Here is a 16,960-nt window from a genome sequence, read left to right on the forward strand (position 1 = left end):
TTTTTATTATTTGCAAATAAAAACATCGAAGTTGTTTTTACTTAGAATTAAGGCTCTAATTCTTTTCTAAAACAAATACTGGTTTCGATGCCAGCATATTGTCCATAGTTTTCAGTAACTCCGTAACCACTTTTAGTATATAATTTAACTGCTTCGACCTGCACATTACTGGTTTCCAAAACGGTCACTGCATAACCTAATTCTTTAGCCCAGTTTTCAAGTTCATTCAAAATTTTATGGGCTATGCCTCTTCCTCTAAATTCTTCAGAAACAAACATACGTTTTACCTCGACAGATTCGGCATCAAATTGCTTTATAGCTCCGCAACCCACTGCAGTGCCGTTGACAAACGCAATAATAACATGCTTAATACTGTCCAATTTATTAAATTGATTAAAGTATTCCTGCATCTCCCCATTTCTGCTTGCTAAATTGGCATCCAATTCTACAATTAATTTTGAAAAATCTGCATTCTGAGAATTAGTTCTTTCGAGTTTCAAATCTTCTGTATATCCGTATATATTCATATCGATTAAATTTTGTTCACCCTTTCTGTAGTCTTTCTTTAAAAGTCCTTCGTATATAAACCCAGCGCGTTCAGCAACTTTAATACTTGCTATATTTTCCTCAGCAATTTTCATAAAAAGTCTATTAAACTTCTTTTCAGTAAAACACCAATTTTTAAATGCATTTAAAGCTTCTGCACCGAAATTACAACCATTGTACTGCTTAAAAATAAAATAGGCAAGTTCACCTTTAGGTATTTTCCAATCGATTTCTCTTACCGATATATGTCCTATAAGTTCCTTGGTTTCTTTTTTAAATATTCCACAAGCATAACTTTTATTCTCTTTCCAATCCAAATCTTTCTGCTCGAAATACTTTTTTGTTGATTCCAAGCTGTCATTAACCTTGATCATATTAGCGAAGTAATCGTATAAATGATCGCTGTTATCATTCAAAGCATTTAAAAAGTATTCTGAATCTTCCTGTCTGTAGGGCTTTATTATAAGTCGTTTGGTTGTAATCATTATTTTGGTAATTTGTAAAATAAGAAAGTAACGAATGCTCTTTCAGAAGATAAAACTAAACAAAAACCTTATGCTTAGAAATGCTATTTTTTTATTTGTTAATGCTTTTTTTGCATTACTATCATATTGATGCTAATCGGAATTAATTTAGATAGATGTTATTATCCTGCACTCTCTTCTTTTTCTTCAGGATCATAAAGCATAGCAGTACAAAAACAGTTTTTTCTTTCTTTGCTCATTAAAATGGAACAGTTTATGCAGGATTTACAGTTCTCCCAAAACGTGTTATCTGATGTTAATTCTGAAAAAGTAACGGGTTGAAATCCTAATTCGTGGTTCATTTTCATTACTGCAAGACCAGAAGTTAAACTGAATATCTTGGCCGTGGGATACTTTTCGCGGCTAAGTTCAAATATTTTGTCTTTAATTTTTCTAGCAAGACCGGTATGACGAAATTCGGGCGCTACAATAAGACCAGAGTTTGAAACATACTGACCATTTTCATAGGAAGAAATAAAAGAAAAACCAGCCCATCTTCCATCTGAAGCAAAGGCAATGACGGCTTCTCCCGTACTCATTTTCTTTTCGAGAAATTCTGGTGAACGACCTGAAATACCTGTTCCGCGGGCTATGGCAGAAGATAATGTAACCTCGCAAATTTGCTTGATCCAAAAAGTATGGATTGATCTGGCTTTTTCAATAATAAAATCGGTTGGTGATTCAGCCTCTTGATCAGATGAAACTGCTTTCTTATTTGGAGGTAAAATAGAGAAAAAGCTCTTTTTTGTCAGGTTTATATTTGGATTGATTATGGGATTTATAATTTTCATTGCTACAGTATTTTTCGTTCATTAATAATAGTCAAAAGTGTAAAACTGTTTATACTTAGTTTACACCATTTGAGCTATCAGAAAAACAGCGATAAAAAAGACAATGCTAAAAACCATCACATTAATAAACTGGTCTTTATGTTTCATTGATTTATTGGATACATATTCTTTTGTAATTTTCTTGCTTCGAGTTTTATCTGTTTTCATGTTATTGTTTTTTGGTTCTCATTTTTATCAGCAAAAAACAAAGCACATGCCAAAACATTAAAAAACAAAACAACGCTTTAATTATCAGCAATTTGAAACAAATTTATTTTTAATCATGAAACAAATACCTATCAAAATGATAAGATGAACATTCCAAAATGAGAATCAAAATTCCCTACGTACCAATATTCAATATTCCGCTAGGAATATCTGGTTGATAAAAAATAAGATGAACATTCCAAAATGAGAATTAAATTCCCTACGTTCCAATATTCAATATTCCGCTAGGAATATCTGGTTGGTAAAAAATAAGATGAACATTCCAAAATGATAATTAAATTCTCTACGTCCCAATATTCAATATTCCGCTAGGAATATCTGGTTGGTAAAAAATAAGATGAGCATTCCAAAATGATAATTAAATTCTCTACGTCCCAATATTCAATATTCCGCTAGGAATATCTGGTTGGTAAAAAAATAAGATGAACATTCCAAAATGAGAATCAAAATTCCCTACGTTCAATATTCAATATTCCGCTAGGAAAGCTCATAAATAAGAAAAGCCTCAAATAGTACTATTTGAGGCTTTTCTTTGTATATTATTTTAAAATTATCGCCAACCCAATGCAGGCGCAACATGTTCTAAAATAGACGATAAAATATGTATGTTATAATCAACACCTAAAGTGTTTGGAATAGTCAACAACAATGTATCTGCTTCTTGAATCGCTTCATCTTGAGCTAATTCTTCGATCAATTTATCAGGTTCGGCCGCATAGCTTTTACCAAAGATTGCTCTTTTATCTTGCTCAATATACCCGAAACTATCATTTCCCTTTGCTTGCCCACCAAAATAATATTTATCCTGATCGTTGACTAACGCAAAAATCGAACGACTAACAGAAACTCTTGCTTCACGCTGATGTCCTGCTTTTTTCCAAGCTTCTTTGTACAATCTTATCTGTTCTGCCTGTTGAACATGAAACGGCTTGCCATTTTCGTCATATTTAAGCGTAGAACTTTGAAGATGCATTCCGTTTTCGGCTGCCCAAATAGCAGTTGCATTTGAGGCTGCTCCCCACCAGATTCGTTCTCTCAATCCTTCAGAATGTGGTTCGATACGCAACAATCCTGGCGGATTTGGAAACATCGGGTACGGATTAGGTTCTGCAAATCCTTCTCCACTCAATTTATCCAAAAATTCTAAAGCTTTCTTACGTCCCATATCGGCATCGGTTTCACCAGTATCAGGTTCATAGCCAAAATAACGCCAACCATCAATAACTTGTTCTGGCGACCCTCTGCTTATTCCGAGTTGTAAACGTCCTTCTGATATCAAATCGGCAGCTCCAGCATCTTCAACCATATACATCGGGTTTTCATACCTCATATCGATAACTCCTGTTCCAATCTCTATTTTGTTCGTCTTAGCACCAACCGCCGAAAGCAGAGGAAAAGGTGAAGCTAACTGCTGTGCAAAATGATGCACACGAAAATAAGCGCCATCTATTCCTATTTCTTCAGCCGCAACTGCCAAATCGATAGATTGCAACAAGGTATCTGCTGCTGTACGAGTTTTGTATGATGGATGATTAGACCAATGCCCAAATGATAAAAATCCTATTTTCTTCATAATGGCTTCTATTTTTTTATTCTCTCAAATATACGCATAACTGAGAAGAAAAAGAAAACCATGTCTTTTTCTTGAAAAGGACATGGTTTTGCTCATTATATAAACTTTTAAAATAGACGATTTGCCTATCTACCTTTTTAGTTATTACTTAGTATCGACACTCAAAGGCGGAAGATCAACTTTCTTTTCATTCATCATTTTTTTCACTTGTTCGATTGTTCTATAACGCTCTATCTGCATTTCTCCAGTAAAAGTTTCACTCTGAGGCGCTCTTGGAGGTATTTTAGCATACGTTTTCATCAAATCGGCAATAGCTTGATTAAAAATGATAGCTGTCCATGTTTTCTCTGTCCAGCTGTTCATGAATAAATCATAACGCTCTTGTGGATCTTGCCATAAATTATAAATAGCAGGAACTGTCGCTACATAACTTTCATCTCCTCTCCAACCAAGCTGCTGTCCAGGTGCATCACTTCCGGCAATAGCACCATTATCTCCTCTGGTATTAAATACTGCTTTGAATTTTCCAATACGCACAGCTCCTGGCGATAATTCTGCTTCTGTAAAATAAAACCATTTATCACGAAGTGGTGTTCCTTTTTTAAATAACACATTAGACATATCATAACTGTCAAATACAATATCTACACCTGCTCTATCTTTTTTAGGAAGTTCTACACCAGCAAGACTTGCAAATGTTGCCATAAGATCTAGTCCGCCTACAATATCATGGCTTTGGCTTCCTGCTTCAATTTGTCCCGGCCACCAAGCAATTGCAGGTACACGGCTACCTCCTTCTCTATCGGTTCCTTTTGTACCTCTAAAAGGCGTATATCCAGAATCAGGATGCACATCTTGCCAAGCGCCATTATCTACCGTGTATATTACGATAGTATTATCAGCAATACCTAAAGAACGAATCTTATCCATGATACGCCCTACATTGTAATCCATCTCTACAACGGCATCTGAGTATTTGCTTTTACCTGGCGATTTGCCAACAAATTCTTTGGAAGGAAGATTAGGCTGATGGTTTTTAGCAAAGTTGATACACATAAAGAACGGATCTTTGCTTTTTCCATATTCATCAAGTTGTTTCAAATTGTTCTCTACCATCATCATATCTAGCTCGGCAATATTATCTTCTGTAACTTTGCTTACTTCGCGCGCTTTTCCGCCTGCTTCACCTTCAAGAATACCAGTAGTTACCTTTTTAAAAAACGCTAACATTTCTGGAGACATCTCTGGATTCCAAGATTGAAAAGCATACGTATAAGCATTTAAATGATAAAGCACTACATTCTGCATTTTATCAAAACCGTGAGCTATAGGCATAGAATAATCTGCTTCTCCAAGGTGCCATTTTCCTGAAAAATAAGTTTTATAATTGGCTTTTTTAAGTACCGAAGCCAATGTCCATTCTTCTTTTGGCAATCCGCCTCCTTGTCCTTGAAAAGCAACAGTCGTCATTCCGCTTCGATTCGGAATACGCCCTGTTAGCATCGCAGCTCTTCCGGGAGTACAGCTAGGCTGTCCGTAAAAAGACCAAAACTGCATCCCCTCTTTGGCCATTCTGTCCAAGTTTGGTGTTGGCATTCCGCGTCCGACTCCTCCTCCGTAAACTCCTAAATCTCCCCAACCAGTATCATCAGAAATTACCATAATAATATTAGGTTTCTTCTTGGTTTGTCCGCTTACATTTCCAAGGAAAGTAAAACTAAGCAAACCTGCAAAAATTAGTTTTAAGGCATTTTTTTTCATGATTTTTTTAGGTTTTAATTATTTATATAGCTTGCTTTTAAGTCGCACGAAATCATGTGATTTTGTATATAATTCTTGAGGAATTCACATAAGAAAAACGACTTTTTTGAGGAAGTAAATTACAACTATTAGACAAGCCTTATTTTTTAAATAGGTTGCAAATTATAACTTGCAACAAGAATTATGAATGCTTTTTAACAATTGAGATACAACCGAAATTACTTTTACTACAACTCCATTTTCTAACATTAAACTTTCCAGTTTAATTTCTGTAGAAATTCCATTATGCTATGATTGTCTGTTTATTGCACAAAAAAGTGCAGCTTGTTTTAGCAGTAAACCCTGTAAACATAGCGGCTTCATTTACACCCTCACTCTCTTTATTTCACACAAATAACTGATTTTCAACACCAAAACAATCAAAAATCACTGTATAAAGTTTCATTTTATTTTGTTGCAAATTATAATTTGAAACATCTACACCTTTCAATTTGTACAATTATTCTCAGTTTGTAGCCTATATTTGAGGGATGTAAAAAAAATCTGTTTTTACAAGCCCTCCCCTTATCTTTCTCCTACTCCTCGATTTTCATAATCAATTATTGATATATCTAAACTAAAAAACAAATAATTATGGATTGGATTATTACTACATTAAAAGATTATCCCGAACTGGCAGTTTTTCTCACACTATCATTAGGCTATTTTATCGGAAAATTTAAAATTGGAAGTTTCTCTTTAGGAACTGTTACCAGTGTTTTGCTTGTGGGAGTCTTAGTCGGACAATTAGACATTATAATTTCTCCAAACGTTAAATCTGTCTTTTTTCTCATGTTTCTTTTCGCTGTTGGTTACAGCGTTGGCCCTCAATTTTTTGGAGGTTTAAAAAAAGATGGACTGCCTCAAATGTTTTATGCAGCTATAGTATGTGTCCTATGTTTAATATGTCCCTATCTAATAGGTAAAATTATGGGCTACGATATGGGCTTAACCTCTGGTATGCTCGCGGGTTCTCAAACCATATCTGCTGTAATTGGTGTTGCATCAGACACGATCAATCAGCTCAATATTCCGGCCGATCAAAAAACGGCTTTAATCAATAAAATTCCAGTCGCATACGCTGTAACCTATATTTTCGGAACAGCAGGTTCTGCTTGGCTATTGGCTTCTATCGGTCCAAAATTATTAGGTGGCAATTTAGTAGAAAAAGCAAAAGAACTTGAGATTCAACTTGGAGGAGATGCCATAGGAGATGATCCAAGTATTGCCTCTGCTTATGATCGTGTAATTTATAATGCTTATCAGATTTCGTCAAACTCTTATGCCAATAACAAAACAGTTGCTGAAGTTGAAAACGAGCTCGAAAGAAATAACAGACGTTTATTTATACAGCGAATTCGAAGAGGAAAAGAAATTATAGATGCTACTCCAGAATTTGTAATTAAAGAAAATGATGTTGTTGCTTTAGGTGGAAGAAGAGAATATATGATGAACTATGTTGCGGTGAATGAAAAAGAAGTTCTGGATATCGAACTTCTTAATTTTCCTGTAGAAGTATTAAGCATATTAATTGTAAAAAAAGAAGTCATAAACAAAACCATTGCCGATTTACGTCATTTAAAATATATGCATGGTGTTGTGGTAAGATCTCTAAAACGATCAGGGATTCAGATGCCCATATTACCCAATACTGTTCTTCAAAAAGGAGATATGATCGAACTGATTGGTATTAAACGAGACGTAGATCAAGTAGCGACACATATTGGATATCCTGACCGCCCTACAAATACTACAGATATGGCTTTTGTAGGTTTAGGAATTGTATTAGGAGGATTGCTTGGCGCACTGACTATTAAAGTTGGCGGAGTTCCAATAAGCCTTAGTACTAGTGGAGGTGCCTTAATATCTGGACTTTTCTTTGGGTGGCTAAGAGGTCAGCATCCTACTTTTGGACGAATTCCTGAGCCTGCCTTGTGGATTATGAATAATGTTGGTTTGAACATTTTTATAGCCGTTGTGGGTATTACAGCGGGACCGAGTTTTATTGTAGGTTTTCAAGAAGCTGGCTGGGGACTTTTCATTGCAGGTGCAGCGGCAACCGCTATTCCTTTAATCCTGGCACTTTTTATCGGAAGATATATTTTCAAATTCCATCCTATTATAACCTTAGGATGCGCTGCTGGAGCAAGAACTACTACAGCGGCTTTGGGAGCTTTACAAGATGCTGTAAAAAGCAAAACCCCTGCATTGGGTTACACTGTCACCTATGCCGTTGGGAATACGCTGCTCATTATATGGGGCGTCGTCATTATTTTAATCATGAGTTAGTCGAATTTTTTATATAATCTCTAAACATTTTAGTTATGGCAATTGATATTTCAAAAATAAAAACATCAAGAGAGGTAGAAAAAACACTTCAGACCCTCAGTCCATTTGAAATTAAAAACGAATTAATTCATCTGGCAGAAGAAAGCGCGCTTAAATCGACAGCGATAACGCTTAATGCGGGAAGAGGAAACCCAAACTGGATTGCTACAGTTCCGAGAGAGGCTTTTTTCCTATTCGGACAATTTGCATTAGAAGAATGTCGTAATGTTATGGAAGAACAAGGCATTCTAGCAGGAATTGTACAAAATAAAAGTGGTGTGGCTTCACGTTTTGAAGCATTTTTGGCTAAACACAAAGATAGCCCTGCTGCATCGCTTTTAGGGAAAACATATCATTATGGTATAGACAAACATGAGTTTGATGGTGATGCGTGGATTCGCGAATGGATAGAAGCTGTAATCGGATTTAACTATCCTGTCCCTGATCGTATGTTAAGTCAGATTGAAATTATTGTTCATGACTATTTGGTGCAAGAAATGTGCGGCGCAGGAAATGACAAAGGCAAGTTTGATATTTTTGCTGTTGAAGGTGGAACTGCCGCAATGTGTTATATTTTTGATTCGCTTATGCAAAATCACCTTACCGAACGCGGTGATAAAATAGCATTACTTACTCCTACTTTTACCCCTTATATTGAAATTCCAGAATTAGATCGATACAAATTTGATGTCGTTTACGTAGAAGCAAGCGGCGTTGGAGAAAACGGTTTTCATACGTGGCAATATCCAAATTCTGAGTTAGATAAGCTTAAAGACCCAGCGGTTAAAGTTGCTTTTGTGGTAAATCCGAGCAATCCGCCATCTTCTGCAATGAGTACTGATACACTTAATTATATTGCTGATATAGTAAAAAATCATAATCCTGGTTTGATGGTGATTACAGATGATGTTTATGGAACTTTCGTTAATAATTTTAGATCATTAATGGCTATTATTCCGCAAAATACCATCACAGTATATTCATTCTCAAAATATTTTGGCTGTACAGGCTGGAGACTAGGAACAATTGCCATTCATCAGGACAATATTTTCGATAAAAAAATTGCCAATTTAAGTCCTGCTCACAAAAAAGAACTGCACGATCGTTATTCTTCTCTGACATTACAGCCAGAAAAAATCAAGTTTATTGACAGACTTGTTGCCGATAGCCGTCAAGTGGCTTTAAACCACACGGCAGGACTATCCTTGCCTCAGCAATTTCAAATGATGCTTTTCTCTGCATTTTGTTTATTAGATACTCAAGATGTTTATAAAACGCTTACTCAATCTATTATCCAAAAACGTCTTAGCTTATTATGGGAAGGACTAGAAGTTCCAATTCTTGAAGATCCAATGCGTGCAGGATATTATTCTGAAATTGATGTTATGGTGGCTGCAAAACATTTTTACGGAGATGATTTTGCGAATTGGCTGAAAAAGAACTTTGAACCTGTTGATGTTTTATTCCGCTTAGCAGAAAAAACAGCGATTGTACTTTTAAATGGTGGCGGTTTTGCTGGTCCAGAATGGAGTATTAGAGTTTCTCTTGCCAATCTTCCAACAGATAGCTACTTAATTCTTGGAAAAAACATCCGTAAAATTTTAATGGAATATGTAACCAGCTGGGAGAACTCAACAAAATAATAAAAGTTAAATTAAACACATCTGATCTATGAAAAATTTATTTACATTATTATTATCGGTTTTATTAGTAACAGGTATTTATGCTCAAAAATTACCTAGAATCAAGATACTTGCAACTGGAGGGACAATTGCAGGAAAAGGAGCTTCGGCAGACCGTTCTGCTTATAAAGCGGGAGAATTGCCGATAAAAGATTTGATCGCGGCCGTTCCGGGAATTGAAAAAGTTGCCGAAATTACGGGAGAACAGATTTCAAACGTAGGAAGTCAAGACATGACCGTAGATATCTGGATTAAGCTTAATAAAAGAATAAACGAAATTTATAAAAATAATGAAGCTGATGGTATTGTAATCACTCACGGAACCGACACACAGGAAGAAACAGCTTATTTTTTATCGTTAACCGTAAGATATGATAAGCCTGTAGTTATTACTGGCTCTATGCGTCCGGCAACAGCCATAAGCGCAGACGGTCCAAAAAACTTGTATGATGCGGTGACTCTAGCGGCTTCAAAACAAGCCGAACACAGCGGTGTTTTACTAGTATTTAATGAGTACATTTTGACTGGAAGAAATGCTGTAAAAACTAGTACAACGCACTTAAATGCCTTTACGGCTCCAAATAGTGGCCCGATCGGACAAGTTTATGATGGAAAAGTTACACTTTATGAAACCCCAGTTCGAAAAGCCAATAAAAATACCCCGTTTGATATTACAGGTTTAACCTCTTTACCTGAAGTGGCTGTTGTAGAATTATATGCTGATGCTCCAGCAACTGCATTAAATGCTTATGTGGCTTCTGGAGTAAAAGGAATTGTAACGGGCGGTCTTGGCAACGGAAATCTTAATAAAGTAAACTCAGATGCTGCAGTTGCAGCAATTAAAAAAGGAATCGTTGTGGCGAGAGCCTCAAGAGTTCCGTCAGGAAGGGTGACCTTATTTGATGAAACTGATGATCAAAAGCTTGGTACCATAGTCGCAGATGATTTAATTCCGCAAAAAGCGAGGATTCTATTAATGTTGGGACTTACACAAACTACTGACAGTAAAAAACTCCAAGAATACTTCTTTGAGTATTAAACCAATTGAAATTGTAAACTATGCGTATCTTAACTTCAATAATTTTGGGCGTTTTTCTGGTGGCTGGCGCTTATGCACAACAGGAAAAACAGACTGATACCATCTTAAATCACAAAACTCCATTGATAAAAGCAACCAAAGTTGATTTGCTCAATAATGTTGATTTAATTTTTAACACTCAATTAGGCTTTAATACCTATGTCGACGACGGAAAATATACTGGCAGTAAATTTGAAGTAAACCAGTTTAGATTGGAAGTAAAAGGAAAAGTCTATAAGGATAAAGTATTTTTTAGGTTTAGAGACCGTTATACTAAAGAAACCGAACCGCAATCTACAGATAACATCAGCAGTTCTACAGACTTGGCTTTTATTGGGTATAATATATCCAATAGAACCAGTATTGCTATCGGAAAAATGACAGCAAACTGGGGTGGTTATGAGTTTGACATGAATCCGATTGACATCTATCAATATAATGATATCGTAGATAATTCAGATAACTTTTTAACTGGAGTTCAAGTAAACTGGAAATTAAATGCCAATCACGTTTTTTCTGGTCAGATTTTAAATTCGAGAACAAAAACTTTCTCTGAACTGTATCAAAATGTACCTGATGTTGAAGAGGCAAAATTTCCTGCTGCATACGTCGGAAACTGGAACGGAAGCTTTTTAGACGGAAAATTTAAAACTATTTATAGTTTCAGTATTTTTCAGGAAGCCACAAAAAATGGAAAACCTGTAAATATGTATTATACAGCGTTAGGGAATCAGTTTAGAACCAAAAAATGGCTTTTTCAATATGATTTCAAATGGAGCAGCGAAGATCTGGATCGAACAGGAGTTGTGAGCAATATTATTCCAGATACTGTTTTAGATCATGCAGCAGAAAATGTGTATTATATTGAACATTGGCTTAGAACTGTATATTCTCTCAATGAACAATGGAAACTTACAGTAATCGGAATGGTAAGCAAGGCTTCATGGAAAGAAATCCCTGATCCAAATGTGAGTTCAAACCGAATTCGTACTGCTTGGGGCGTTATTCCAACAGTAGAGTTTTATCCGATTAAAAACTTTAACTTGAAGTTTTTTGCCACTTATGTAGCTCGATGGTACGATTACAGTGATTATTCGAAAGCAAGTTTAGGACAATCTAATAACAATACTGGCAAAATTATGCTTGGTGTAATTTCTCCGTTAGTCGTGTTATAAAAATTTAAGTAACTAACTCAATTCAAAAGCTGGAGCAAATCGTAAAATATGATTTATTCCAGCTTTTTTTATTTGTTTTTATGAAGATTTAAATAGGCTTTAAAAGCTAGTTTATTTTTTCTCTCGCAGATTGAGCAGATTAATTAGATTTAAGAATCATTCGCAATTCAAAGCTCTTTAAGTTGAGCTTTTTATGAATAGCCTCCAGCTTTAGCTGGAGGTATTTAATGATTGTAATAACAAGGCTTTAGCCAAATTGTATATTTTTGGCTAAAGCCATTTTGATTCTCCTTATTTAAACTCCAGCTAAAGCTGGAGCCAATTCAAATTAATAACTGGTTTATAAACATTTCACGCGTGTCCCCGTGGTTGAAACCACGGGCTATGTTTTAAATATATGCATAATGATTCGCAACACATATAACTCATAACTCTTTTTCAAATATTTTAAACGAATAAAACAGATTATACTATAAAAAGCAAAAAGCAGAATAAGATGCAATAAAACTGGCGGATTATCCCATAAACTTGCCCCAGACTGCACAATAGAGGTATATAAAACAATAAAAGGCGTTGTAGGCAAAAGATTAGACAGCCACTGCAATGCTAGCGGAAGTGATTCAAAAGGCCAGCTGTATCCGGTAATCAAGAAAATCGGATATGTAGAGAAAGCCATCATCTGCAAACAAAGCAATTGCGATTTGAAAAGCGAACCAATAAACTGAGCCATTGGAATTAAAGTAACAATAAACAAAAGCAATAATAAACTTAATTCAAACCCGCTGCCTCTCATGGGCAAATTAAGCAGTTTGTAATTTACATTTAAAAAGAAAAAACCATACGAAGAAAAAAGTATCAAATAAAACAATCCTTTTCCCCAAATACCATTAGAAATGCCAGAACCCAGCCATTCGCCTAAACGAGAACGCTGACGCTCACCAGCAACACTTTCGCACAAACCAATTAACAAGGTCTGCTGTAAAATCAAGGCCAGCAATCCTGGCAATAAAAATGCGCCGTAACTCGATCTTTCGTTAAACAAAGGGCGATAATCTAAATTTACAGGCATCACGTTTTCCATAGCAATAGTAGTGCTCATGCCTTCTTTTTTCTGATAATATTGAAGCCTCACTCCTGCTCCAACTGTCAGGCATATCTGCTGTACATTTAATAACAAATCACTCGAAGGAAGAAATCTTGCAGCGTTTATAGCCAATACCACATTGCTTTGTTTTAAACTCAATAAATTGGCTTCTGTTCCTTCTGGAATGTAAAAATAGCCTTGGCAATTTCCTTGATACATCTGTTCTTTTGCCTGTTCCAAATTTGAAAAATGAACGAGTTCTACTATTGGCGAATCATCTATATTTTGCTGCAGCAAACGCGATAATCTGGAGCCATCATCATCAACAACCGCCAATTTTACATCAAATTCTTCTTTGTTGATATAAATACTTCCGTAAAAAAAAGCGTAAAGCAAAGGAGCAATAAGAAGCGTAAGCAGTAAACTATGATCCTTTACTACTTGCGAAGCTTCCCTCAAAAAGAGACTAATCAGCGATTGTTGCGGTTTCTTTTTCATCTTTAATCGAATTAAATTGACGTTTAAACAACAACATTGCTGTCGGATACATTACCAGACAAAACAATAAGAGTTTGGCCATTTCTCCTTGAGCATATTTCAAGGGCAAATTCATATAATACACCTTAAAAAATCCGTCTAAAAAAGCGGTATAAGGCATAATAAGCGCATAATATTGATCGTACCAAGGCATTGCCCATCTCGGAAAAGTAAATCCGCTGAAAACAAAAGCGGGCGAAGTATAAAAAAGAGCGACATCTCCCGAAAGCATAACGTCTTTAAACAAAGCCGATATAAACATTCCGATGCCAATGCATGCCAAAGAAAGCATGGTGTAAAGCACAAAAAACTTTCCTGTTGCTGCGGGAACGCCAATATCAAAAAAAGTAAAAATAATTCCTGTAATAATGAGAAAATTAATCCAGCTGATGCTGAGATGCGCTATTGTTTTTCCGATAATAACAGCAACAACAGAACCTTTTGATGAATCGTAAAGTTCCTGCATCGTTCCTGTAACCCATTCATAATTTAAAGCCAGCATAGAACTAATAATCAAAATCATCTGCATTCCGACTGTTATTAATCCCGGAACCAAATATTCTTGGTAATTGTAAGTTGGATTATAAAGCTGATACGTTCTCAGACTAATCGGGTTTGCAATTGCCATTGCCTGATCACCTTTCATTCCGGTTTTTACCAATTTCTGCAAAATTACGCCTGTACTTCCTGTAATTACAACTTCGGCGACAGCCTTATAAACTAACTTAGCAGGAACAAGCGCGGCGGCATTGGTATACAAAGTCACATTGCTCGGGTGGCGGTTATAAATATTCTTCTGCAGATTGGCAGGAAAATGTACCGCACCCAATATTTTTCCTTCTTGAATCAATTTTTTAACTTCAGCTTCACTGCTTACTCTTCTAGTAATTTGAAGCGTTTCTTTTTGTTCTAATAAAAAAATCAGCTCTCGGCTTATCGCGCTTTGATCTTCATCCCAAATAGCAAATGCCAAATTCTTAGCATCCTGCTTTTGGTAAATAAGAGCATAGAAGAAAAACAAAGCGACAGGAACTACAAGCATTACCAAATAAAATACCTTTAGACTTAGAATGCGCTTCCATTCTCTAATAATTATGTTCAGCATAAAAATCATTGAGGAAGAATTAAAGAAGCGGTCATTCCAGAACGAAGTCCTTTAATTTGTGCAAGGTTTTCGGGTTTTACTTCTATTGTAAAAGTTCTCAGTTCAAATTCTCCTTTATCCTTAGAAGGAACCCAATTGGCAAATTCTAATGTTGGCGCAATAGAATGCACAACGGCATCAAACGTTTCTGGTTCGCAACCGGGAACTTTAACCGCTGTCTTGCTTCCAACTTTAAGCAGATTGGATTTGTCTTGTCTGATATTAAACTTAATTATAGTGGAGTTTTTTTTCTCTATGGTCATAATCGGATACCCAATAGAAATAATTTCGCCCTGATGCGTAACCAAATTAGAAATTACGCCATCTGCAGGAGCATAAACTCTAGTATTATCCCCAAGTGCTTTGGTCAATTCATACGCTTGTTCTGCTTGTTTTACAATAGCATTTGCCGTTTTTAGTAATTCTGGTCGAGTTCCGTTTTTTAACATCTGAAGATTTAACTGGGCCGTTTCCATTTCTTTTTTAGCTGCTTGAAATTTAAAATAGAAAACATCTTTTTCTTGTCCCGATATTACATCTTCATTATACAGTCGTTCCATACGGTCATAAGTCGTGCTAAACAATTTATACTGTTCCTGACTAATTTGATATAGTTTAGAAGTCGCTTCTATCAATTCTGGTCTTGCTCCTTGTGTAAGCAGTTCCTGCTGTCCTTTTGCGGCATCAATTGCCGATAATGCCTGAGCTTTTATGGCGTTTATTTCGTTAGAACGAAGTACAGCCAGCAATTGTCCCGTTTTTACGGTATCACCCTGTTTTACAAGCAATGAATCTAATCTTCCTGGAAATTCGGCCGCTACGTCAACACTTGTTGCATCAACCATTCCTATAAAATTGTTGTCTTCTTTGTTATTGTCTTTTAAGAAAAAAATCAGTCCTGCTATTACTACAAAGATTGGAATGATCAGCGCCCAGTAGTTTTTAAATATATCTTTCATCTATTTAATAAATTGCGTTATTTGACTTGGATTTCCTAAACTATTAAAATATTCAGCTAATGCTAAGTAGTATCCTAAAACAGCGGTATAATACCCTTTTTCTATTTCTGTTTCCACCAGCAAAGCATCATTAACGTCTTTTGGCGATGAAAGCTGATTGTTCATTCTTTTGGTAATTAAACTGCTAGTCGTATTGGCTTCTTTTCTGGCCGCATCCATAGCCATAACATCATTTTGCAGTGAACTCATTTTATTCTTTGCCACTCTCGACTGCACTTGAAGCATTAGACTGGAATTCTCCTCTCCTAACTTGGCTTCTTCAATAAGCTGTTTGGCTGCTAAAGTCTTTTTATTGGTCAGCCCGTTATACAAAGTCCATTGCAATTCTAAACCTACGAACCAATCGGGAATAGAAACTGGCAAATCTTTCTGATACAAATTGTAGTTACCTATCGCAAAAACATTAGGCAAAGCCATAGACTTACTGATTTTTTCAGCAGTTTCTGCATAAGAAATTTTGTTGTTTGCAATTCTGTAAACTGGATTGGTAAGCCAATACTCTTTCATAGGTTTTTCTAGATTGATTTCGGCATATCTTAAAGTATCAGAAATCACTATTGTGGTGTCAAGGTCAACTCCCATTAATTTATTCAATTCAAGATGGGCATTTTGTTTTTCCATCTTGATATTATTGTACTGACTTTGCGCTTGAATTAAAACCACATTGGTCCAGTTTTTTTGGTACGGAGGCAGAATTTTGTTTTTGACCAATTCTTCGGCGTAGTTTCTATTTTTATCTAAAGCACTTACAATTTGTTCCTGCTTTTTAATTAAAGAGTTGAGGTATAATATTCTTAAATACTGAATTGCAATTAAAAAATCGACTTCTTTGCCCGCAATCTCTACTCCAATTCCCGCCGAATTTGCAACTGATTGAGCCAGATCTATGCTTGAATTTATTTTATTTCCAAGAAAAATAGGCTGACGAACTCCTACTCCAGCAACAAAATAAGACTGCTTGCTTAAACTCGGATTATAATCGGGATAAATACCGCCAATAACCGTTTTTGAAGCATTATAAATACGATCTTGTGCAGCCTGAGATAAATTGCCTCCTGTAATTTCATGATAGATTTCATTTGCCGTGTTGACACTTTGTTTAGACGAGCCTTCAACAACTCCGTCTCTAACGGTCTGCAAGTTTATCGTTAGCGGACTGCTCAAATAAGAATAACTTGATAAGAGATCTACTTTAGGCAAATAGCCTTTCTTTTCGGCCTGAAGATTATATTCGCCTGTTTTTAATGCAGATTTTGCCTGTTTGATCGTAATATTATTTTGCTGTGCTATAGAAAAACATTCTTCAAGAGAAGTGGTCTGCGCTTTTGTTTCCAAACCAAACAAAAAGCAAAACAAAATAAAAGGTTTTAGAAAATGTAGTCTTATATGCATCTATTTAGTATTCTTTTAAT

The 16,960-nt window shown here is 35.8% G+C and carries 13 protein-coding genes; 4 read left to right on the top strand and 9 right to left on the bottom strand.

Going from position 1 to position 16,960, the window contains the following annotated elements:
- Positions 1–47: 47 nt before the first annotated feature.
- The 5 genes from AAYQ05_RS16440 to AAYQ05_RS16460 all read right to left on the bottom strand — a co-directional run bounded on the left by AAYQ05_RS16440 (position 48) and on the right by AAYQ05_RS16460 (position 5,462).
- Positions 48–1,031 carry a GNAT family N-acetyltransferase gene (locus tag AAYQ05_RS16440; RefSeq protein ID WP_343544485.1) on the bottom strand — a complete coding sequence of 328 codons (984 nt, stop codon included), beginning with the start codon at positions 1,029–1,031 and terminating at the stop codon, positions 48–50.
- Positions 1,032–1,192: 161 nt separating this feature from the next.
- Positions 1,193–1,861, bottom strand: a complete 669-nt coding sequence (locus AAYQ05_RS16445; protein WP_343544486.1) for a GNAT family N-acetyltransferase — start codon at positions 1,859–1,861, stop codon at positions 1,193–1,195.
- Positions 1,862–1,921: 60 nt separating this feature from the next.
- Positions 1,922–2,068, bottom strand: a complete 147-nt coding sequence (locus tag AAYQ05_RS16450; protein WP_343544487.1) for a hypothetical protein — start codon at positions 2,066–2,068, stop codon at positions 1,922–1,924.
- A gap of 610 nt (positions 2,069–2,678) precedes the next feature.
- A complete protein-coding gene (locus AAYQ05_RS16455) occupies positions 2,679–3,701 on the bottom strand; it encodes an LLM class flavin-dependent oxidoreductase (RefSeq protein ID WP_343544488.1) in 1,023 nt (340 codons plus the stop codon).
- A gap of 144 nt (positions 3,702–3,845) precedes the next feature.
- Entirely contained in the window at positions 3,846–5,462 is a 1,617-nt protein-coding gene (locus AAYQ05_RS16460) for an arylsulfatase (protein WP_343544489.1), read from the bottom strand.
- A gap of 633 nt (positions 5,463–6,095) precedes the next feature.
- Here AAYQ05_RS16460 and aspT point away from each other — a divergent pair.
- From aspT to AAYQ05_RS16480, 4 genes are read left to right on the top strand one after another with little or no spacing between them, the layout of a single operon-like run.
- Positions 6,096–7,790 carry an aspartate-alanine antiporter gene (gene aspT, locus AAYQ05_RS16465; RefSeq protein ID WP_343544490.1) on the top strand — a complete coding sequence of 565 codons (1,695 nt, stop codon included), beginning with the start codon at positions 6,096–6,098 and terminating at the stop codon, positions 7,788–7,790.
- A gap of 35 nt (positions 7,791–7,825) precedes the next feature.
- Entirely contained in the window at positions 7,826–9,472 is a 1,647-nt protein-coding gene (gene aspD, locus AAYQ05_RS16470; protein ID WP_177209752.1) for an aspartate 4-decarboxylase, read from the top strand.
- 28 nt (positions 9,473–9,500) lie between these two features.
- Positions 9,501–10,550 carry a type II asparaginase gene (locus AAYQ05_RS16475; protein ID WP_343544491.1) on the top strand — a complete coding sequence of 350 codons (1,050 nt, stop codon included), beginning with the start codon at positions 9,501–9,503 and terminating at the stop codon, positions 10,548–10,550.
- A 20-nt stretch (positions 10,551–10,570) separates the two neighbouring features.
- Positions 10,571–11,764: a porin gene (locus AAYQ05_RS16480; protein WP_281632413.1), complete on the top strand. Its 1,194-nt coding sequence runs from the start codon at positions 10,571–10,573 to the stop codon at positions 11,762–11,764.
- A 382-nt stretch (positions 11,765–12,146) separates the two neighbouring features.
- Here AAYQ05_RS16480 and AAYQ05_RS16485 read toward each other — a convergent pair whose 3' ends face one another.
- From AAYQ05_RS16485 to AAYQ05_RS16500, 4 genes are read right to left on the bottom strand one after another with little or no spacing between them, the layout of a single operon-like run.
- Positions 12,147–13,346: an ABC transporter permease gene (locus tag AAYQ05_RS16485; RefSeq protein WP_343544492.1), complete on the bottom strand. Its 1,200-nt coding sequence runs from the start codon at positions 13,344–13,346 to the stop codon at positions 12,147–12,149.
- Complete coding sequence (locus AAYQ05_RS16490) at positions 13,315–14,490, bottom strand: ABC transporter permease (RefSeq protein ID WP_343544493.1); 1,176 nt, start codon at positions 14,488–14,490, stop codon at positions 13,315–13,317. The genes AAYQ05_RS16485 and AAYQ05_RS16490 overlap by 32 nt, the downstream gene beginning before the upstream one ends.
- A gap of 5 nt (positions 14,491–14,495) precedes the next feature.
- Positions 14,496–15,488, bottom strand: a complete 993-nt coding sequence (locus tag AAYQ05_RS16495; RefSeq protein WP_343544494.1) for an HlyD family secretion protein — start codon at positions 15,486–15,488, stop codon at positions 14,496–14,498.
- Positions 15,489–16,940, bottom strand: a complete 1,452-nt coding sequence (locus AAYQ05_RS16500) for a TolC family protein (RefSeq protein ID WP_343544495.1) — start codon at positions 16,938–16,940, stop codon at positions 15,489–15,491.
- Positions 16,941–16,960 lie beyond the last annotated feature (20 nt).

The organism is Flavobacterium movens (genome assembly GCF_039581425.1).
Classification (GTDB): Bacteria; Bacteroidota; Bacteroidia; order Flavobacteriales; family Flavobacteriaceae; genus Flavobacterium; species Flavobacterium luteolum.